The sequence below is a fragment of the Aquibium sp. A9E412 genome, from assembly GCF_030398335.1.
Classification (GTDB): Bacteria; Pseudomonadota; Alphaproteobacteria; order Rhizobiales; family Rhizobiaceae; genus A9E412.
This window is the reverse complement of record NZ_JAOAOP010000010.1, coordinates 13821-33112: the sequence shown is the minus strand read 5'-3', so window position 1 is coordinate 33112 and position 19292 is coordinate 13821. Positions and strand designations below refer to the sequence as shown.

20 protein-coding genes and 2 riboswitches are annotated in these 19292 nt (G+C 76.6%); of the genes, 11 read left to right on the top strand and 9 right to left on the bottom strand.

The genetic code is table 11. The annotated features are described in order from the left end of the window. Positions 1 to 5 precede the first annotated feature (5 nt). Positions 6 to 518: a protein tyrosine phosphatase gene (locus N1F89_RS06490; RefSeq protein WP_290082680.1), complete on the bottom strand. Its 513-nt coding sequence runs from the start codon at positions 516 to 518 to the stop codon at positions 6 to 8. Next, positions 515 to 1573 carry a threonine-phosphate decarboxylase CobD gene (gene cobD, locus N1F89_RS06485; RefSeq protein ID WP_290082678.1) on the bottom strand — a complete coding sequence of 353 codons (1059 nt, stop codon included), beginning with the start codon at positions 1571 to 1573 and terminating at the stop codon, positions 515 to 517. Before cobD ends, N1F89_RS06490 begins: the two co-directional genes overlap by 4 nt. Between cobD and cbiB the strand changes: the two genes are divergently transcribed. Further along, positions 1572 to 2540, top strand: a complete 969-nt coding sequence (gene cbiB / locus N1F89_RS06480; RefSeq protein ID WP_290082676.1) for an adenosylcobinamide-phosphate synthase CbiB — start codon at positions 1572 to 1574, stop codon at positions 2538 to 2540. The two genes, cobD and cbiB, sit on opposite strands and share 2 nt — an antisense overlap. Here cbiB and N1F89_RS06475 read toward each other — a convergent pair. The 5 genes from N1F89_RS06475 to N1F89_RS06455 are packed head-to-tail and all read right to left on the bottom strand — an operon-like array spanning position 2518 to position 6038. Then, the gene (locus N1F89_RS06475) at positions 2518 to 3972 is read right to left on the bottom strand and encodes a cobyric acid synthase (RefSeq protein ID WP_290082730.1); all 1455 of its coding nucleotides are present in this window, start codon (positions 3970 to 3972) and stop codon (positions 2518 to 2520) included. The two genes, cbiB and N1F89_RS06475, sit on opposite strands and share 23 nt — an antisense overlap. Positions 3973 to 3999: 27 nt before the next feature. Then, positions 4000 to 4614 (bottom strand): cob(I)yrinic acid a,c-diamide adenosyltransferase, encoded by a 615-nt coding sequence (cobO, locus tag N1F89_RS06470; protein WP_290082674.1) that lies wholly within the window; start codon positions 4612 to 4614, stop codon positions 4000 to 4002. 1 nt (position 4615) lies between these two features. After that, complete coding sequence (gene cobU, locus N1F89_RS06465; protein ID WP_290082672.1) at positions 4616 to 5131, bottom strand: bifunctional adenosylcobinamide kinase/adenosylcobinamide-phosphate guanylyltransferase; 516 nt, start codon at positions 5129 to 5131, stop codon at positions 4616 to 4618. Then, entirely contained in the window at positions 5124 to 5843 is a 720-nt protein-coding gene (locus tag N1F89_RS06460) for a CbtA family protein (protein ID WP_290082670.1), read from the bottom strand. Before N1F89_RS06460 ends, cobU begins: the two co-directional genes overlap by 8 nt. A gap of 15 nt (positions 5844 to 5858) precedes the next feature. Then, on the bottom strand, positions 5859 to 6038 hold the full coding sequence (locus tag N1F89_RS06455; RefSeq protein ID WP_290082668.1) for a CbtB-domain containing protein: 180 nt from the start codon (positions 6036 to 6038) through the stop codon (positions 5859 to 5861). 36 nt (positions 6039 to 6074) lie between these two features. Next, a riboswitch (cobalamin riboswitch) is annotated at positions 6075 to 6274 on the bottom strand. Positions 6275 to 6336: 62 nt separating this feature from the next. After that, positions 6337 to 6552, top strand: a riboswitch (cobalamin riboswitch). Positions 6553 to 6674: 122 nt separating this feature from the next. On the opposite strand from N1F89_RS06455, the gene N1F89_RS06450 reads away from it, so the two are divergent. Genes N1F89_RS06450 through N1F89_RS06420 form a run of 7 tightly spaced genes read left to right on the top strand, consistent with a single transcriptional unit; the run spans position 6675 to position 14989 of the window. Continuing rightward, entirely contained in the window at positions 6675 to 7097 is a 423-nt protein-coding gene (locus N1F89_RS06450; protein WP_290082666.1) for a DUF1636 family protein, read from the top strand. Continuing rightward, positions 7094 to 8131 (top strand): cobalamin biosynthesis protein CobW, encoded by a 1038-nt coding sequence (cobW, locus tag N1F89_RS06445; RefSeq protein WP_290082665.1) that lies wholly within the window; start codon positions 7094 to 7096, stop codon positions 8129 to 8131. Before N1F89_RS06450 ends, cobW begins: the two co-directional genes overlap by 4 nt. 4 nt (positions 8132 to 8135) lie before the next feature. Continuing rightward, the gene (gene cobN / locus N1F89_RS06440; protein ID WP_290082662.1) at positions 8136 to 11498 is read left to right on the top strand and encodes a cobaltochelatase subunit CobN; all 3363 of its coding nucleotides are present in this window, start codon (positions 8136 to 8138) and stop codon (positions 11496 to 11498) included. Then, a complete protein-coding gene (gene cobG / locus N1F89_RS06435) occupies positions 11495 to 12838 on the top strand; it encodes a precorrin-3B synthase (RefSeq protein WP_290082661.1) in 1344 nt (447 codons plus the stop codon). The genes cobN and cobG overlap by 4 nt, the downstream gene beginning before the upstream one ends. Further along, the gene (locus N1F89_RS06430; RefSeq protein ID WP_290082660.1) at positions 12835 to 13467 is read left to right on the top strand and encodes a precorrin-8X methylmutase; all 633 of its coding nucleotides are present in this window, start codon (positions 12835 to 12837) and stop codon (positions 13465 to 13467) included. Before cobG ends, N1F89_RS06430 begins: the two co-directional genes overlap by 4 nt. Beyond that, positions 13464 to 14198: a precorrin-2 C(20)-methyltransferase gene (locus N1F89_RS06425; protein WP_290082658.1), complete on the top strand. Its 735-nt coding sequence runs from the start codon at positions 13464 to 13466 to the stop codon at positions 14196 to 14198. The genes N1F89_RS06430 and N1F89_RS06425 overlap by 4 nt, the downstream gene beginning before the upstream one ends. Then, positions 14195 to 14989 (top strand): precorrin-3B C(17)-methyltransferase, encoded by a 795-nt coding sequence (locus tag N1F89_RS06420; RefSeq protein ID WP_290082656.1) that lies wholly within the window; start codon positions 14195 to 14197, stop codon positions 14987 to 14989. The genes N1F89_RS06425 and N1F89_RS06420 overlap by 4 nt, the downstream gene beginning before the upstream one ends. Here the strand turns inward: N1F89_RS06420 and N1F89_RS06415 are convergent. After that, positions 14923 to 15723, bottom strand: coding sequence for a cobalt-precorrin-6A reductase (locus N1F89_RS06415; protein WP_290082654.1), 801 nt, complete (start codon positions 15721 to 15723; stop codon positions 14923 to 14925). The genes N1F89_RS06420 and N1F89_RS06415 overlap by 67 nt on opposite strands. On the opposite strand from N1F89_RS06415, the gene cbiE reads away from it, so the two are divergent. Genes cbiE through cobM form a run of 3 tightly spaced genes read left to right on the top strand, consistent with a single transcriptional unit; the run spans position 15722 to position 18110 of the window. Beyond that, a complete protein-coding gene (cbiE, locus tag N1F89_RS06410; RefSeq protein ID WP_290082729.1) occupies positions 15722 to 16963 on the top strand; it encodes a precorrin-6y C5,15-methyltransferase (decarboxylating) subunit CbiE in 1242 nt (413 codons plus the stop codon). The two genes, N1F89_RS06415 and cbiE, sit on opposite strands and share 2 nt — an antisense overlap. Continuing rightward, positions 16960 to 17343: a cobalamin biosynthesis protein gene (locus N1F89_RS06405; RefSeq protein WP_290082652.1), complete on the top strand. Its 384-nt coding sequence runs from the start codon at positions 16960 to 16962 to the stop codon at positions 17341 to 17343. The genes cbiE and N1F89_RS06405 overlap by 4 nt, the downstream gene beginning before the upstream one ends. Further along, positions 17340 to 18110 carry a precorrin-4 C(11)-methyltransferase gene (gene cobM / locus N1F89_RS06400; RefSeq protein WP_290082651.1) on the top strand — a complete coding sequence of 257 codons (771 nt, stop codon included), beginning with the start codon at positions 17340 to 17342 and terminating at the stop codon, positions 18108 to 18110. The genes N1F89_RS06405 and cobM overlap by 4 nt, the downstream gene beginning before the upstream one ends. Here cobM and N1F89_RS06395 read toward each other — a convergent pair. After that, entirely contained in the window at positions 18071 to 19183 is a 1113-nt protein-coding gene (locus tag N1F89_RS06395) for a cobalt-precorrin-5B (C(1))-methyltransferase (RefSeq protein WP_290082650.1), read from the bottom strand. The two genes, cobM and N1F89_RS06395, sit on opposite strands and share 40 nt — an antisense overlap. Positions 19184 to 19292 lie beyond the last annotated feature (109 nt).

Genomic DNA, 19292 nt, shown 5'->3' with positions numbered 1-19292 from the left:
CCGTCTCAGGCCTCGGCCGGCGCGAGCCGGAACGGCGTCCCCTCATAGGCGTCGCAGCCGCGGCCGATGGCCGCGATCGCCGCCATCATGCGGCCGCCGCGGCCGAGCCTTTCGTCGGCGAGCGCAACGAGCCGTGCGTTGGGCGTGGCCGACGGCGCCAGTCGGCGCAGCGTCTCGGCCAGGTCGCGTTCGCAGCACTGCGGCGCCAGTGCGGCGGCGAGGATGTAGGCGGCCGCCGGCGAGCGGCTGATGCCGGCATAGCAGTGCACCACCACCGGCCGCCGCCGGTCCCAGCCGCGCGCGAAGCCGAGCAGCCGGTCGACATGCGCCTGCGCCGGCGCCGTCATGCCGTCGCGCGCCTCGGCGATGTCGTGCATGGTGAGCGCCAGGTGGTCGGCAGGCGCAATAACCTCTGGCCGCGGCACCGCCATGCCTGCGGTCGTCAGCGAGATCAGGTGCCCGGCGCCGCTGCGGCGCACCGTCTCGTCGAGCCGCGACAGCGGGCAGACATGGATCATCGCGCATCCCCCCGGGCCGCCGGCGCCGCGCCGCGCCATCCGGCAAGGCCGGCATCGAGCCGCGCCAGCCCGGCCGCCGAGCCCGGCAGGCCGATGCGCAGCGCCCCCGGCAGCCGTTCGAAGGCGCGCAGCAGGATGCCGCGGCGGCCGAGATGGGCGTGCAGCCGGGCCGCCTGCGGCGTCGCCACGAAGCGGTAGAGGCTGGTGCCGCCGGCGACCGCGAGGCCGTGCGCGCGAAGCCGGGCGTCGAGCGCCGCCGCCTCCGTGGCGAGCCGCCGCCGCATCGCCGCCTGCCAGGCCCGGTCGGCGAGCGCCTCGCCGCCGATGGCGAGTGCGGCGCCCGACACCGCCCACGGGCCGAGCTCGTCCGCCAGCCGGCCGGCGCGCGCCGGTGCGGCGAGCGCGAAGCCGAGCCGCACGCCGGCCAGGCCGAAGAACTTGCCGAACGAGCGCAAGACGACGACCGGCGCCGCGTCGAGCGCCCCGGCCAGGCTCGCCGCGGCGGGCGCGACGTCCATGAACGCCTCGTCGACGACGAGGAGGCCGCCGCGCCTCGCCACCGCCTCGGCGATCGCCATCAGCCGGCCGCGCGGCAATAGCCGGCCGTCCGGATTGTTCGGGTTGACGACGACGGCGAGGTCGGCCGTCGCCAGCGCCTGCGGGTCGTCGGTCTCGACCACCGCGTGACCGGCGAGCGCGGCGGCGCGGCGGTGCTCGGCATAGGTCGGGCCGAGGATGACGGCGCGGCCGGGCCGCACCAGCCGGGCGACCTGCGGCAGCAGGATCTGCGTGCCCGGCGCGGCCGCCACATGGGCCGGCGAGGGGGCGCCGTAGAGGGCCGCCGCCGTCGCCGCCAGGCGCTGCGTCGCCTCCGCGTCCGGCAGCCGCGTCAGCGCGCTGGCGGCGAGCGGCGAATGCGGATAGGAATGCGGGTTGATGCCCGTCGACAGGTCGAGGAAGGGGCGCGGCGCGGCGGCGAAGTCGCGCGCGGCCCGGCCGAGATCGCCGCCGTGATCGGTCACCGGCCGGGCATCGTTGCAGTCAGTTCGCGCCATGGCCTTCCCGCTCGCCTTCCTCTCGCTGCTCGTTGAACGCCTCGTCGGCTACCCGCCGGCGCTGTTCGGCGCGATCGGCCATCCGGTCACCTGGATGGGCCGGCTGCTCGCCGCGCTCGACGGCGGCCTCAACCGCGCGGCCGACACGCCCGGCCGGCGCCGCGCGATGGGCGCGGTCGCGCTGGCGCTGCTGCTCGCCGCCGCCATGGCCGGCGGCCTCGTCCTCGCCGCCCTCTTCGCCGCGCTGCCGGCCGCCCTCGGCCTCGCCGGCGCCGCTCTCGCCGGCTCCAGCCTGCTCGCCCAGCGCAGCCTCTACGCGCATGTCGAGGCCGTCGCCGCCGCGCTCGAGACCGGCGGGCTTGCCGCCGGGCGCCGCGCCGTGGCCGCGATCGTCGGCCGCGACCCCGAGGCGCTCGACGAGGCCGGCGTGGCGCGCGCCGCCATCGAGAGCCTGGCCGAGAACTTCTCCGACGGCGTCGTCGCGCCGGCGCTGTGGCTCGGCCTCGGCGGGCTCGCCGGCGGCGCCGCCTACAAGGCGCTCAACACCGCCGACAGCATGATCGGCCACCGCACGCCGCGCCACGCCGCCTTCGGCTGGGCCGCCGCGCGGCTCGACGATCTCGCCAACCTGCCGGCCTCGCGGCTGTCGGCGCTGCTTCTCGTCGCCGCCGCCCGGCTCGCCCGGGACGGCGACGCCGACGCGGCGTGGCAGGCGGTGCGGCGCGACGCCGGCCGCCACCGCTCGCCCAATGCCGGCTGGCCGGAGGCCGCCATGGCCGGCGCGCTCGGCCTGGCGCTCGCCGGGCCGCGCAGCTACCACGGCATGCCGGTCGAGGACGCCGTGATGGGCGTGGGCGGCCGGCGCCGGGCCGATGCCGCCGACATCCGCCGCGCGCTTCATCTGTGCCGTCTCGCCGGCTGGCTGCTGGTCGGCCTGTTCGCGCTCATCGCGGCGGCCCTTGCGTGAGGGCGAGCAGGCCGTCGAGGTCGAGATGCGCGGCGACATGCGCGGCCAGCGCGTCGAGCGCTGCCTCGACGCCGGCCTCGTGGTCGAGCCCGCCGGCCGCGCCGCCCAGCCTCGCGATCCAGGCCGCGCGCTGGCGGTCGTCGGCGAACAGGCCGTGCACATAGGTCCCGGCCACCAGCCCGTCGGCCGACACCGCGCCGTCGGCGGCGCCGTCGGCGAGCCGGGCGAAGGGGCGCGCCGCGTCCGGCCCGCGCGTGTCGCCGACATGCATCTCGTAGCCGCTCAGGGCGACGCCGTCATGGCTCGTGCCGCGCACCGCGACCAGCCGCTTGGCGCCGGTCAGCCGCGTGTCGACCGAAAGCAGGCCGAGCCCCTCGACGCGCCCCGGCGGCCCCTCGATGCCGTCGGGATCGGCGATCGAGCGGCCGAGCATCTGGTAGCCGCCGCACAGCCCGAGCACGCGGCCGCCGCGCCGCACATGCGCGGTGATGTCGATGTCGAAGCCGGCCGCGCGCAGCGCCGCCAGGTCGGCGATCGTCGCCTTCGATCCCGGCAGCAGCACAAGGTCGGCGTCGCCCGGCAGGGCGCGCCCCGGCCGCACGCGCTCGACCCGGACGTCGGGCTCGGCGTCGAGCGGGTCGAGATCGTCGAAATTGGCGATGTGCGGCAGCACCGGCACGGCGATCCTCACGCGGGCGCCGGGCTTCTGCGCATCCGGCCGGGCGAGCGCCAGCGCGTCCTCGGCCGGCAGCCGCGCGACGTCGGGCAGGAAGGGCAGCAGGCCGATGGCGCGCCAGCCGGTCAGCGCCGCGATGCGCGTCATGCCGTCGGCGAACAGCGCCGGGTCGCCGCGGAACTTGTTGACGACGAAGCCCCTGACGAGCGCCGCGTCGGCCGGGTCGAGAACCGTCCGGGTGCCGACCAGGCTGGCGATCACGCCGCCGCGGTCGATGTCGCCGACGAGCACGACCGGCGTGTCCGTCGCCCGGGCGAAGCCCATATTGGCGATGTCGGCGGCGCGCAGGTTGACCTCGGCCGCGCTGCCGGCGCCCTCGACGATGACCAGATCCGCGTCGCGGCCGATCCGCGCGAAGCTGTCGAGCACGGGGGGCATCAGGTCTGGCTTGCGTGCCTGGTACTCGGCCGCCCGGGCGGTGCCGACGACGCGGCCCTGCACGACGATCTGCGCGCCGGTCTCGCTCTGCGGCTTGAGCAGCACCGGGTTCATGTCGACACAGGCCGGCACGCGCGCGGCGCGCGCCTGCAGCGCCTGGGCACGGCCGATCTCGCCGCCGTCGGCGGTCACCGCGGCGTTGTTCGACATGTTCTGCGGCTTGAACGGCCGCACGGCCAGGCCGCGGTCGGCGAAGGCGCGCGCCAGCCCGGCGACGAGCAGCGACTTGCCGACGTCGGAACCGGTGCCCTGGATCATCAGCGCGCGCGGTTTCCGCCGCATGACCTAGAACTCGATGCCCTGCTGCGCCTTCACGCCGGCGGCGAAATGGTGCTTGGCCGCACCGATCTCGCTCACCAGGTCGGCCGCCTCGACGAGCGCCGGCTTGGCGTTGCGGCCGGTGACGACGACGTGCAGCCCCGGCCGCCGCGCGACGAGCGCGGCGACCACCGCGTCGAGGTCGAGATAGCCGTAGCGCAGCGCGATGTTGAGCTCGTCGAGCACGACGAGGGCGATGCGCGGGTCGGCCATCAGCGCCTGCGCCCGGTCCCAGGCGCGTGCGGCCGCCGCGCGGTCGCGCTCCAGGTCCTGCGTCTCCCAGGTGAAGCCCTCGCCCATGGTGTGCCAGGCCACGCGGTCGCCGAAGACGGCGAAGGCCTCCTTCTCGCCGGTGTGCCAGGCGCCCTTGATGAACTGCACGACGCCGACGCGGCGGCCGTGGCCGAGCATGCGCAGCGCCAGGCCGAAGGCAGCCGTCGTCTTGCCCTTGCCGGGGCCGGTGTTGACGATCAGCAGGCCCTTCTCAATGGTCTTCTCGGCGACCTCCGCGTCCTGCACGGCCTTGCGCCTGGCCATCTTGCTGCGGTGGCGGGCACGGGCGTCGTCGTCGATCTCGGTCATCTCATTTCACCGTCATGGGCAGGCCGGCGACCATGAACAGCACCGAATCGGCGGTCCTCGCCACCTGCTGGTGCAGCCGACCGGCGGCGTCGCGAAAGCGCCGCGACAGCGCGTTGTCGGGCACGATGCCGAGGCCGACCTCGTTCGACACCGCGTACCAGGGGCCGATGGGGGCGGCGAGCGCGGCGGCCAGCCGGTCGCACTCGGCCGCGAGGTCGCTGCCGGCGATCAGATGGTTCGACAGCCACAGCGTCAGGCAGTCGACGAGCACCGCCTCGCCGGGCGGTGCTTCGGCCAGCGCCGCGGCCAGGTCGAGCGGCGCCTCGACCGTGTGCCAGCCGGCGCCGCGGCGGGCGCGGTGCTCCGCGATGCGGTCGGCCATCTCCGCGTCGTGCGCCTGGCCGGTGGCGATGTAGCGCCACCGGCCGGGATGCGCCGCGACCAGCCGCTCGGCATGCGCGCTCTTGCCCGAGCGCGCGCCGCCGAGGAGCAGCGTCAGCCGGCCGGCCTCAGCCAAGGGTCGCGCCGGGCTCCGCCGCCCGGGCGAAGCGGCCGCGCAGCGCGCCGGCCGCAGCCCCCAGCACCAGCCAGAACACCAGGCTGGTGAGCGAGGCGGCGACGACGAAGCGCCGGTGCAGCGCGTCCGGCACGGCGGTGGCGTGGCTGTCGGGCTGCGGCGCGCCGACGACGTGCGGCGCCACGATCAGCGCCACGCCGAGCACGGCCATCGCCACGGAGCCGCGCAAGGCGATCAGCGCCAGCCCGGCCGCGGTCGCCGCCGCGGTGGCGATCCACCAGCCCTGCCGTGCCGGCAGCGCGGCCGCCGGCATGCCGGGCAGCTCCGGCGGCAGGCCGAGGCCCGGCGCCAGGGTGAAGACGGCGAAGCCGGCAAGCCCCCAGAACAGCCCCTGGCGCCAGCCGGCGAGCCCGCCGGCGAGCTCCGAGGCGACGAGCAGGACGAGCGCGAAGCCGGTCGCGGTGACGACGCTGGCGAGGGCCGTGAAGGCGAGGCGCTCGCCGCCGTCGGCCGGCGCCCAGGCGCCGTCACCATGGCCGTGGCCGGCCGCCGCGCCGTCATAGCCGTGCGCGGCCTCTGCGGCGCCGCCTTCATAGGTCTCCGCCTCGAGGATCAGCGGCACGGTGACGAAGGTCTGCATGGCCGCCATCGCCAGCCCGGCGACGAGCCCGGCCAGCGCCGCGACGAACACGACGTTGCGAAACAGGGTCATGATGAAGGCTCTCCCTCAGTGGCAGGGAAAGGCCATCGAATGGCGGTAGTCGTGCGCCGCGTTGTGCACGACGTCGGACTGCGCGAAGCCGGCGAAGCCGACGACGAACAGCCCGAGCAGGCCGGCCGCGCCGAGCTGCACGGCGCGCGAGGCACGCGATGCGCCCGCACCGAGGGTGGATGTGGCAGTGGTCATGATCGGGTCCTTTCCCCCTCCGCCCGAGGGGTGATGGCGTTGCGTTCGGTCGCCGGCAGGTCTCCTGGCTCACGGATCGCTGCCCGCCTCCCGCCTTCCCGGCGCTTGCGCACCAGTGGCGTCGAGGGGAAACGGGCTCACCGCACACAGTTGCGGGGGCAGCCGCGGCTTCGGCGCATCGCGCCTTACCGCATTCCCTCTGGTCCCTTTCGGGAACCGACGACGCGGCGACTATAGGAGAAGAACCCGCCGCTCCGCAAACCCAATCGGCCCGATTGACAGCCGGCGACGACGCGGCATAGGCTTCGCGCCTGACGGTCCTTCTCCGGCAACGGGGAAGGCTAAGAGGGAATGCGGTGCGGGCCTTGCCCAACGCCGCAGCTGTCCCCGCAACTGTGAGCGACGAGCCTGCGCCAGAGGCCACTGGGTCACCCCGCAACGGGGCATGCCCGGGAAGGCGGCGCCAGGCGGTGACCCGCGAGCCAGGAGACCTGCCGTCGACACTGCCATGCCGGCCGCCGGGCGGGGTGCCCCGGAGGCCGTCTATCGACGATCCGCGGCCGCACGTTCGGCGCGCCCGGATCGCGTGCACCCCGTCGGAATTGGCAAGTCCATGCGCCGGGGAGCGCGGCACGCTTGAACGTCGATCACAACCAGCCTCGGGGCGAGGACCGCGCGCAGGCGCGGCCTGACGCCGTCACGCTCTATGTCTGCCGCAGATGCCGCAACGCCGAGGGCGACGACGCCGAGCCGCGGCCCGGCCGGCTGCTCGCCGAGGCGGCCGCGCGCGCGGCCGCCGGCAGCGGCGTCGCGGTGACCACCGTCTCGTGCCTCGGCAACTGCAAGCGCCGGCTGAGCGCGGCGATCGCCCGGCCGGGCGGCTGGAGCTACGTCTTCGGCGGGCTCGACGTCGCGGACGCCGCCGCGCTGGTCGACGGCGCCAGCCTCCATGCCGCGTCCGACAACGGGCTGCTGCCCTGGCGCGGCCGCCCCGAGCCCCTCAAGCGCGGGCTCGTCGCCCGCATCCCGCCCCTCGGTTTTTCGGAAGGCAGCTCATGATCGCCACCCTCGACCGCGTACCCTGCACGGTTGTCACCGGCTTCCTCGGCGCCGGCAAGACGACGCTGGTGCGCCACGTCCTGGAGAATGCCGGCGGCCGCCGGCTCGCCGTCATCGTCAACGAGTTCGGCGACGTCGGCATCGACGGCGACATCCTCAAGGGCTGCGGCATCGACACGTGTCCGGAGGAGAACGTCGTCGAATTGGCCAATGGCTGCCTGTGCTGCACGGTGGCCGACGACTTCGTGCCGGCGCTCGACGCCATCCTGGCGCGCCGGCCGCGCGTCGACCACATCCTGATCGAGACCTCCGGCCTGGCGCTACCCAAGCCGCTGGTGCAGGCCTTCCAGTGGCCGACCGTCAGGAGCCGCGTCACCGTTGACGGCGTCGTCGCCGTGGTCGACGGGGCGGCGCTCGCCGATGGCCGCGTCGCCTCCGATCTCGGCGCGCTGCACGCCCAGCGCCTGGCCGACGAGGCGCTCGACCATGACGACCCGGTCGAGGAGGTGTTCGACGATCAGCTCGCCTGTGCCGACCTGGTGGTGATGACCAAGGCCGACCTGCTCGACGCCGCCGGCGTCGAGCGGGCGCGGGCGCGCGTCGATGCGCACCTGCCGCGCGGCGTGCGCGTCGTGCCGGCGCCGCGGGGCCGCGTCGACCCCTCGGTGCTGCTCGGCCTCGGGCTGGCCGTGGAGGACCACATCGACGGCCGCCGCACGCATCACGACGATGCGGCCGAGCACGACCACGACGACTTCGACAGCTTCGTCGTCGCGGTGCCGCCGGTCGACGATCCGGCGGCGCTGGCCGCCCGCGTGGCGGCCGTCGCGGAGGCGCAGAACGTGCTGCGCGTCAAGGGCTTCGCCGACGTGCCCGGCAAGCCGATGCGGCTTCTGGTCCAGGCGGTCGGTCCGCGCGTCAACCACTATTTCGACCGCGCCTGGGCGCCGGACGAGCCGCGTCGCGGCCGCCTCGTCGTGATCGGCGAGAAGGGTCTCGACCGCGCGCGGATCGAGGCGGCGCTGGCCGGCTGACGCCATGCACATCCTTGCCACCAGCTCCGCCTCGCTCGACGATCTTGTCGAGCCGGTCGACCTCGGCCAGAGCCCGGCCGAGATGGTGGCGCTGTCCTTCACCGACAGCGACCTGGCCGGCATCGCCGCCGCCTGGCGCGCGGCGGCCGGGCCGCAGCGGCCGACGATGCGCCTCGCCAGCCTGCGCGACCTGCGCCACCCCATGTCGGTCGATCTGTGGCTCGAGTCGGTGGCCGCCCATGCGCGCGTCATCCTGGTGCGCGTGCTCGGCGGCTACGACTGGTGGCGCTACGGCTGCGACCGGCTGGCCGCGCTGGCGCAGGCGCGCGGCATCGCGCTGGTGCTGCTGCCGGGCGAGTGCCGCGAGGCCGACGAGCGGCTCGCCGCCGCCTCGACGCTGCCGGCCGGCGAGCGCGCGGCGCTGCTCGCCTGTTTCCGCGAGGGCGGGCCGGGCAACATGCGCGTTCTGGTCGACCGGCTGTCGGTCCTTGCCGGGCGGGCGCTGCCGGTCGCCGAGGCGCGGCCGCTGCCGCGCGCCGGCTTCTACGATCCGGCCCGCGGCATCGTCGGGCGCGAGGCCGCGCTCGCCGCGCTGGCGCCCGGGGCGCCGGTGGTGCCGGTCCTGTTCTACCGCTCGATGCTGCTCGCCGCCGACGTGGCGCCGGTCGACGCGCTCGCCGCCGCGCTCGCCGAGCGCGGCCTGGCGCCGCTGCCGGTCTTCGTGGCGAGCCTCAAGGAGGCCCGCTCGCGCGCCTTCGTCGAAGCGGCGCTGGGAGCCGCACGACCGGCCGCCATCGTCGCGACGACCGCCTTCACCGCCGGGGCGGAGCCGGGCGCCGAAACGCTGTTCGACCGCGCCGGCGTGCCGGTCTTCCAGGCGGTCGTGGCGACCACGCGGCGCGACGCATGGGCAGAGAACGAGCGCGGCCTGGCGCCGGCCGACCTCGCCATGCACGTCGTGCTGCCCGAGCTGGACGGCCGCATCCAGGCCGGCGCCGTCGCCTTCAAGGACGCGCGCGAGGCCGATGCGGCGCTCGGCTTCGGCGGCCTCGTCAACCGGCCGGAGCCCGACCGCGTCGAGGCGGTGGCCGAGCGCGTCGCGCTGCATCTGCGGCTGCGGGCGACGCCGCCGGCCGAGCGCCGCATCGCCGTGCTGCTGCCCGACTATCCCAATGCGCCCGGCCGCACCGGCTATGCCGTCGGCCTCGACGTGCCCGAAAGCGTGCGCGCCATCCTGGCCGACCTGGCGGCGGCCGGCTACCGGGTCGCGGACGTGCCGGCGACGGCGCGCGGGCTGCTCGACCGGCTGGCCCGGGCCGAGGCCCGCTTCGACCTTGCCGACTACCGCCGCGCGGCCGCCGGCCTGCCGGCGGAGGCGGCGGCGCGGCTCGCCGCGGCATGGGGCGCGCCCGACGACGACGCCGATCTCGCCGACGGCGCCTTCGCCTTCCGCGCCGCGACCTTCGGCAATGTCACCGTGGCGCTGGCGCCCGAGCGCGGCCGCGCCGCCGACCGGCGCGCCGACTATCACGATCCCGAGCGGCCGCCGCGCCACGCGCTGGTCGCCTTCGGCCTGTGGCTGCGCCACGCGCTGGGCTGCCACGCCATTGTCCATGTCGGCGCGCACGGCACGCTCGAATGGCTGCCGGGCAAGACCGTGGCGCTGAGTGCGGCCTGCTTTCCCGAGATCGTCACCGGCCGGCTGCCGGTCGTCTATCCCTTCATCGTCTCCAATCCGGGCGAGGCCGCGCATGCCAAGCGGCGCATCGCCGCCGTCACGCTCGGCCATCTGCCGCCGCCGCTCACCGCCGCCGGGCTCGACGCCGACCAGCAGCGCCTCGAGCAGCTCGTCGACGAGTACGCCCAGGCCGACGGGCTCGACCGGCGCCGCCGCGACCGGCTCGCCCGGCTGATCGTCGACACCGCCGCCGAGACCGGGCTGGCCGCCGATGCCGGCGTCGGCGACGACGTCGAGCCGGACGAGGCGCTGCGGCGCATCGACGCCTGGCTGTGCGACCTGAAGGATTTCGCCGTCAAGGACGGCCAGCACGTCTACGGCCGGATCGCGGACGGCGACGACGATGCGCTGCGCCGCGCGAGCGCGACGGCCGAACGCGCCGCGCTGCTGGCCGCCCTCGACGGGCGGCACGTCGTGCCGGGCCCCTCCGGCGCGCCGGCGCGCGGGCGCACAGACGTGCTGCCGACCGGGCGCAACCTGTTCACCGCCGACCCGCGCACCATGCCGACGCCGACCGCCTTCGAGCTCGGCCGCCAGGCGGCCGACGAGGTGCTGCGCCGCTACGCCCAGGAGCATGGCGAGTGGCCGCGCGCCTTGGTCATCGACCTGTGGGGCAGCGCCAGCCTGCGCACCGGCGGCGAGGAGATCGCCCAGGGCCTGGCGCTGATGGGCTGCCGTCCGGTCTGGGATGCCGCGACCGGCCGCGTCACCGGCATCGAGGTGCAGCCGGCCGCGCAGCTCGGGCGGCCGCGCGTCGACGTCACCTTCCGCCTGTCGGGCCTGTTCCGCGACATGTTTCCCGCGCAGATCGCGCTCCTCGACGCGGCGGTCGGCGCCGTTGCCGCGCGCCGCGAGGCGCCCGGCGACAACCCGCTCGCCGAGGCGGCGGCCGGCGCCGGCGACGGCGTGCCGCCGCGCATCTTCGGCTCGGCGCCCGGCACCTATGGCGCCGGCATTGAGGAGCTTCTGGCCGACGGCGCGTGGCACGACCGCGCCGAGCTCGGCCGCGCCTATCTCGACGCCGCCAGCCACGCCTATGGCGGCGCCGACGGCGGCGGCCGGGCGCTGCCCGGCGCCTTCGCCGCGCGCGTCGCCGAGGCCGGCCTCCTGATCCATGCCGGCGACGATCCCGGCCGCGACCTCCTCGAGGGCTCGGCCGACGTCGCCTTCGTCGGCGGCTTCGCCGCCGCCGTCGCCGCGCTCGGCGGCAAGGCCGACCTGGTCGCGCTCGACACCACCGATCCCGCCCGCCCGCGCGCCCGCTCGCTGGCCGAGGCGGTGGCGCGGGTGGTGCGCGCGCGCGCCGTCAACCCGCGCTTCATCGCCGGCCAGATGCGGCACGGGCCGCGCGGCGCCGCCGAGTTCGCCGAGACCGTCGACCGCCTGGTCGGCTTCGCCGAGACCACGCACGCGGTCGCCCCGGCGCTGATCGAGGCGGTGGCAGAGGCCTATCTCGGCGATCCGCGGGTGCGCGCCTTCCTGCTGCGCGAGAGCCCGGCGGCGGCCTGCGCCATTGCCGAGCGCTTCGCCGCCGCGCGCCGCCGCGGCCTGTGGCATCCGCGCCGCAACGCTGTCGACGGCGAGATCGAGGCCTTCCTCGCCGCGGCGCGCGCGGAGCTGACGGTATGAGTGCGGCCTTTCTCGCACGCGGCGCCTGCCCGGCGCTCGACCGGCCGATGCCGACCGGCGATGGCCTTCTGGTGCGGTTGCGGCCGCTCGACGGCGCGCTGGTGCCGGCCGCGCTCGGCCGGTTGGCGGCGCTGGCCGACCGCCACGGCAACGGTATGATGGAGGTGACGGCGCGCGGCAGCCTGCAGCTTCGCGGCCTGAGTGCCGGGAGCGCGCCGCGGCTTGCCGCCGAGGTTGCCGCGCTTGGCCTCGACCTGGCGCCCGCCCCGACGGTCGAGACCGCGCCGCTCGCCGGCCTTGACCCGACGGAGACGGCGGACGCGCGGCCGCTCGCCGCCGCGCTGCGTGCGGCGATCGCACGCTCCGGCCTCGCCGGCGGCCTTGCGCCGAAGCTCGCCGTCACCGTTGACGGCGGCGGTCGGCTCGGCCTGGCCGGGCTTTCCGCCGACATCCGGCTCGCCGCCCTGCCGGGCACGGCGGCCGCGTCCGGCCCGCTCTGGCATGTCGCGCTCGGCGGCGATGCCGCTACCGCGCGCGCCCTCGGCGCCGTGCGCCGCAACGACGCGCCGGCCGCCCTCGTCGCGCTGCTGCGCTTGTTGGCCGCGGCCGGCCCGACGGCGCGCGGCCGCGACCTCGACGCCGGCGCGGCGTGCGTTGCGCTCGCCCCCTTTCTCGCCGCGGCGGATCGGCCGCCGGCCGCCGCCGAGGCTGAACCGGTCGGCCGCTTCGCGCTCGCCGCCGGGCGCCAGGCGCTCGGCCTCGGGCTCGCCTTCGGCAGCGTCGCGGCGGCCACGCTGGTGCGGCTTGCCGAGCGCGCATCGGGCTGCGGCATCGAGGGTTTCCGCCTGGCGCCGGGCCGCGCGCTGCTGGCGGTTGGGCCGGCTGAGGCCTGCACGGCGCTCGCCGCCGCTGCCGGGGCGCTCGGTCTCGTCACCGCGGCCGGCGATCCGCGCCGCGCCGTCGAGGCCTGCCCCGGCGCGCCCGCCTGCGCCTCGGCCGGTCTTGCCACGCGCGACCTCGCCGCCCGGCTCGCGGCGCAAGCGCCGGCGCTGCTCGACGGCTCGGCGGTGCTGCATCTTTCGGGCTGCGCCAAGGGCTGCGCGCGGCCCGCGGCGGCCGGTCTGGCGCTGGTTGGCCGTAACGGCGCCGCCGCGCTGGTCGTCGCCGGCCGTGCCGGTGATCCGCCGGTCGCCGCCGTGCCGGTGGCCGCCGCGCCCGATGCCCTTGCCCGTCTGGCCGCGCTGTGCGGCCGCGAGCGACGCGGCGGCGAGAGCGCGGCCGCCTGTCTCGCCCGGCTCGGTACCGACCGCCTGGCCGCCGCTTTCGAGGACCGCCGATGACCGCCTACGACTACATCCGCGACGGCAACGCCATCTACGAGCGCTCCTTCGCCATCATCCGCGCGGAGGCCGACCTGGCGCGCTTCGACGAGGCGGAGGCCGGCATCGCCGTGCGCATGATCCATGCCTGCGGCCAGGTCGAGGCGGCGCGCCACATCCGCTTCGCGCCGGGCTTCGTCGCCGCCGCCCGCGCCGCGCTCGAGGCCGGCGCGCCGATCCTGTGCGACGCCGCGATGGTGGCCAACGGCATCACCCGTGCGCGGCTGCCGGCCGACAACGAGGTGGTGTGCACGCTGCGCGATCCGCGCACCGCCGCGCTCGCCCGTGAGATCGGCAACACGCGCTCGGCCGCCGCCATGCATCTGTGGGGCGAGCGGCTGTCGGGCGCGCTGGTGGCGATCGGCAACGCGCCGACGGCGCTGTTCCATCTCCTGGAGATGCTCGAGGACGGCGCGCCGCGCCCGGCCGCGATCGTCGGCATGCCGGTCGGCTTCGTCGGTGCGGCCGAATCGAAGGAGGCGCTCAGCCGCTCGGCGCTCGGCATCCCGTGGGCCGTCGTCGACGGCCGGCTCGGCGGCTCGGCCATGACGGCGGCTGCCGTCAACGCGCTGGCGAGGGCCGGCCTGTGAGTGCGGCGCAGGGGCGGCTGATCGGCGTCGGCACCGGTCCGGGCGATCCCGAGCTGCTGACGCTCAAGGCGCTGCGCGTGCTGGCCGAGGCGCCCGTCGTCGCGCATTTCGCCAAGGCCGGGCGCACCGGCAACGCCCGCCGCATCGTCGAGGGGCGCATCGGCGCCGGCGCCGCCGAGCTGCCGCTGCACTATCCGGTGACCACCGAGATCGACCGGCACGACGCGCGCTACCGCAGCGCCATCGCCGGCTTCTTCGACGCCGCGGCGGCGGCCGTGGCGGCGCATCTGGAGGCCGGCCGCGACGTCGCCGTCCTCAGCGAGGGCGACCCGTTCTTCTACGGCTCCTACATGCATCTGCACCTGCGGCTGGCGCCGCGCTTCGCCGCCGAGGTGGTGCCCGGCGTCACCGCCATGTCGGGCGCCTGGTCGGCCGCCGGCCTGCCGCTCGCCCAGGGCGACGACGTGACCGCCATCCTGCCCGGCACGATGGCCGAGGCCGAGCTGGTGCGCCGGCTCGCCGCCTGCGAGGCCGCCGTGGTCATGAAGGTCGGCCGCAACCTGGCCCGCATCCGCCGCGCGCTGGCGACGGCCGGCCGGCTTGCCGGCGCGGTCTATGTCGAGCGCGCCACCATGGCCGAAGCGCGCATCGTGCCGCTGGCCGAGCGCGGCGACGAGCCCGCGCCCTATTTCTCCATCGTGTTGGTGCCGGGCTGGAGCGGGCGGCCGTGAGCGGCCGGCTGATGATCGTCGGGCTGGGGCCGGGCGCGACCGGCCAGGTCACGCCGGAGGCCGCTGCGGCGGTCGCCGAGGCGGAGCTCCTGTTCGGCTACAAGCCCTATCTCGACCGGCTGACGCTCGGCCCCGGCCAGCGCCGGCAGCCGTCGGACAACCGCGAGGAGCTGTCGCGCGCCGAGGCGGCGCTGGCGGCGGCCGCCGCCGGCCGCCGCGCCTGTCTGGTGTCGGGCGGCGACCCCGGCGTGTTCGCCATGGCGGCGGCCGTCTGCGAGGCGGTCGAGCGCGGGCCGGACGCCTGGCGCGCGCTCGACATCGCGGTGCTGCCCGGCGTCACCGCCATGCTCGCCGTGGCGGCCCGCGTCGGCGCGCCGCTCGGTCACGATTTCTGCGCCATCTCGCTGTCGGACAACCTCAAGCCGTGGCCGCTCGTCGAGCGCCGGCTGACGGCGGCCGCCGGCGCCGGCTTCGTCATCGCGCTCTACAACCCGATCAGCCGCGCCCGGCCGTGGCAGCTCGGCCGCGCCTTCGAGCGGCTCGCCGCGGTGCTGCCGGCCAGCACCCCGGTGGTGTTCGGCCGCGCCGCCGGCCGGCTCGACGAGCGCATCGCCATCCGCCGGCTCGCCGAGGCCGATCCGGCGCTCGCCGACATGGCGACCTGCATCATCGTCGGCTCGCCGCATACCCGCTTGGTCGACCGGCCAGACGGCCAGCCGCTGGTCTACACGCCGCGCTTTGCCGCAGCCGGTGCCGACAATGCTGCGGCAGGCGGGGAGGCGAGTGCATGAGCGGCCATCGCCTCCGCCTCCTCGAGGCTTGCCGCGCGCACCGCATCCGGCAGCGCCGGCCGGTCGATCAGGATCACCGGGATGGCGAGCGCGCGCGCGGCCGCGATCTTGCCGTAGCTCGCCGTGCCGCCGGAATTCTTGGCGACGATCGCCTCGATTCCCTCGCCCTCGAGCAGCGCCCGCTCGGCCGCCTCGTCGAACGGGCCGCGGCCGAGCAGATAGCGCGCCTCGGGCACCGCCAGCGGCGGCTCCACCGGGTCGACGCTGCGGATCAAGTAGCGGTGCTGCGGCGCCGCGAGGAAGGGCGCGAGCTCCTGCCGGCCGAGCGTCAGGAAGACGCGCCGCGGCGCCGCGCCGAGCGCGGCCGCGGCCGCCGCGCCGTCGGCCGCCGTCTGCCAGCGGTCGCCGGCGACCGGCTGCCAGGCCGGCCGCACGAGCTGGAAGAAGCCGATACCGCTGGCCGCGGCGGCGGCCGCCGCGTTCGCCGACATGCGCGCGGCATAGGGGTGGGTGGCGTCGATCATCAGCCGCGTGCCCGTGCGCCGGAGGTGTTTTTCCAGGCCGGCGGCGCCGCCGAAGCCGCCGGAGATCACCGGCACCGGCTGGCGCACGGGCCGGCGCGTGCGCCCGGCCAGCGACAGCGTCACCGCCGTATCGGGACGTGCGGCAAGCCGCGCGGCCAGGAGCCGCGCCTCGAGCGTACCGCCGAGGATCAAAATCCGGTTGATGGCCATGCTCCCTGACTCGCGCGCGGAGATTGCACCGGCGGCACCGTGGCTGTCCATCGTCGGCATCGGCGAGGACGGCGCGGCCGGCCTCGGCGCCGAGGCGCGCCGCCTGGTCGGCGCGGCCGAGACGGTGTTCGGCGGCGCCCGCCATCTCGAGCTCGCCGGCGCCCTGATCGCCGGCACCGCGCGGCCCTGGCCGCGCCCCTTCGACGCCGGCATGGCCGCGGTGCTGGCGCTGCGCGGCCGGCCGGTCTGCGTGCTCGCCTCCGGCGATCCCTTCTGCCACGGCGTCGGCGCCACGCTGGCGCGCCATGTGCCGGCGGACGAGATGCGCGTCGTGCCGGCACCCTCGGCCTTCGCGCTCGCCGCCGCGCGGCTTGCCTGGCCGTTGGCCGAGACCGAGACCGTATCGCTGCACGGCCGCGCCCCGGCGCGGCTTCTGCCGCTGCTGCATCCCGGCGCCCGCATCCTGGCGCTGACGTCGGACGGCGACGGCCCGGCGGCGCTCGCCCGGCTCCTGTGCGACACCGGCTTCGGCGCCTCGCGTCTCACCGTTCTGGAGGCGCTGGGCGGCCCGCGCGAGCGCATCCGCGAGACGACGGCCGTGGCGTTCTCGCTCGCCGCGGTCGATCCGCTCAACCTGGTGGCGATCCGGGTCGCGGCCGGGCCGCAAGCGCGCGTGCTGCCGCTCGCGCCCGGTCTCGACGACGCGCTGTTCGCGCATGACGGCCAGCTCACCAAGCGTGAGATCCGCGCCCTCACGCTGGCCGCCCTGGCGCCGCGCCGTGGCGAGCATCTGTGGGACATCGGCGCCGGCGCCGGCTCCGTCGCCATCGAGTGGATGCTGCGCCATCCTTCGCTTGCGGCAACCGCCATCGAGGCGGTGCCCGAGCGCGCCGCCCGCATCCGCGCCAACGCCGCCGCGCTCGGCGTGCCCGATCTCGCCGTGGTCGAGGGCCGGGCGCCGGACGCGCTTGCCGGCCTCGCCGCGCCCGATGCCGTGTTCGTCGGCGGCGGCGGCACGCAGCCCGGCCTGCTCGATGCGGCGCTCGCCGCGCTGGCGCCCGGCGGCCGGCTGGTCGCCAATGCCGTGACGCTCACCATGGAGGCCGAGCTCGCCCGCCGGCAGGCCGCGCTCGGCGGCCGCCTGGTGCGGTTGTCGCTGGCGCGCGCGGCCCCGGTCGGCGGGCTGACCGGCTGGCGCCCGGCGATGCCGGTCACCCAGTGGGCCTGGGTGAAGCCATGATCGTCGCCGGCATCGGCGCCCGCCGCGGCGCGAGTGTCGCGGCGGTGCTGGCCGCCGTGTCGGCCGCCACGCGCGGCCATGGCCTGGCGCCCGGCGATGTGGGCCTTCTCGCCAGCTCGGCGGCCAAGGCGGCCGAGCCCGGCCTTGCCGGCGCCGCCGCCGCGCTCGGCCTGCGCCTCGCCGCCGTCGCCGCCGCCGACCTGCAGCGCGCGGCCGCGCGCACGCTGACGCATTCGCCGCGCGCGCTGGCGGCGACCGGTGTGCCCAGCCTGTCGGAGGCCGCCGCATTGGCGGCGGCCGGACCGCGCGGCCGCCTCATCGGCCCGCGCCACGCCGAAGGGCCGGTGACCTGCGCGCTCGCCACCACGGAGGAGCCATGACGGTTCATTTCATCGGCGCCGGCCCCGGCGCGGCCGATCTCATCACGCTGCGCGGCCGCGACCTGATCGCGCGTGCGCCGGTCTGCCTCTACGCCGGCTCGCTGGTGCCGAAGGCGCTGCTCGCGCACTGCCCGCCCGGCGCGCGCATCGTCGACACCGCGCCGCTGTCGCTCGACGAGATCGAGGCCGAGTTCGCCGCCGCCGACGCGGCCGGCCACGACGTGGCGCGGCTGCATTCGGGCGATCTGTCGGTGTGGAGTGCGGTGGCCGAGCAGATCCGCCGCCTGCAGCGCCGCGGCATCGGCTACACGCTGACGCCGGGCGTGCCGGCTTTCGCCGCCGCCGCCGCCGCGCTCGGCCGCGAGCTCACCCTGCCGGAGGTGGCGCAAAGCCTGGTGCTGACCCGCATTTCGGGCCGCGCCTCGAAGATGCCGCCCGGCGAGACGCTGGCCGGCTTCGGCGCCACCGGCGCCACGCTCGCCATCCATCTGGCGATCCACGCCATCGAGCGCGTGGCGGCCGACCTCGTGCCGCTCTATGGCGCGGCCTGTCCGGTTGCAGTGGTGGCGCGCGCCTCGTGGGACGACGAGCGCGTGGTGCGCGGCACGCTCGCCGACATCGCCGACCGGCTCGCAGCCGAGCCGATCGAGCGCACCGCGATCATCTTCGTCGGGCCGACCCTGGCCGCCGAGGGCTTTGCCGAGAGCGCGCTTTACGATGCCGGCTATCAGCGCCGCTTCCGCGGCCGCGCGGAGCCGGGCACATGAGCGAACGGCGCTTCGCCCCGCAGCCGTCCGGTGCGGTCGAACACCAGCACCTCGAGGCGGATGTCGCTGCCGGCCAGAACGCCGGCCGCCGTGCGCCAGGCGCCGGCCGCCACCGCGTCGCCGAGCGCCAGGCCCTCCGCCTCGGCATGCGCGAAGGCCTCGGCCACCGTGTTCGCCGCGCCGATCGCGGCGGCCAGCGCCGGGCTGCCGCCGGCCGCCTCGGCCAGCGCGGCGAGCGCGGCGAGATCGGCGCGGCCGCGCTTGGAGTGCAGGTCGAGCATGCCTTGCCCGAGCTTGGTCATCTTGGCCACGCCGCCGGCCACCGTGACGCGCGGCAGCGGGTGGCCGCGCAGATATTTCAGCATGCCGCCGGCGAAGTCGCCCATGTCGATCAGCGCCATCTCCGGCAGGCCGTGATGGCGGGCGGCCGCCGCCTCCGAGGTCGCGCCGGTGGCGCCGGCGACATGGTCGAGCCCGGCGGCGCGCGCCACGTCGATGCCGCGATGGATCGAGTGGATCCACGCCGCGCAGGAAAACGGGATCACGATGCCCGTGGTGCCGAGGATCGACAGCCCGCCGAGGATGCCGAGCCGCGGGTTGAGCGTGCGCTCCGCCAGCCTTTCGCCGTCGGCGACCGCCACGGTGACCTCGAAGTCGCCGCCCGGCGCGACGTCGGCCAGCGCCTGCGCGATCATCTGCCGCGGCATCGGGTTGATCGCCGGCTCGCCGGGCGGGACCGGCAGGCCGGCGCGCGTCACCGTGCCGACGCCGGGGCCGGCGCGAAAGGTGATGCCGCTGCCCGGCGCCCCGCGCCGCACCGTGCTTTCGACGAGCGCGCCATGCGTGACGTCGGGGTCGTCGCCGGCGTCCTTGACGATGCCGGCCGTCGCCGCGCCGTCGCCGCTGCGGCTGGTCGCCAGCGCGAAGGCCGGCGCCTGGCCGCCCGGCAGGGTGATCGTCACCGGATCGGGGAAGCGGCCGTAAAGCAGCGCCCGGCAGGCCGCCTTGGCGGCGGCCGCCGCGCAGGCGCCGGTCGTCCAGCCGCGCCGCAGATGGGGGGCCTCCTCGCTCATCGCGCCAGCTATAGCGCATCACGCGCGCAAGCGGGTGCCGGTTTTTCGCCAGCAACGATGCGAGCGCAACGCGACGCAACGGGCGCCCCGCTGCCGCCGGAAGGCCGCG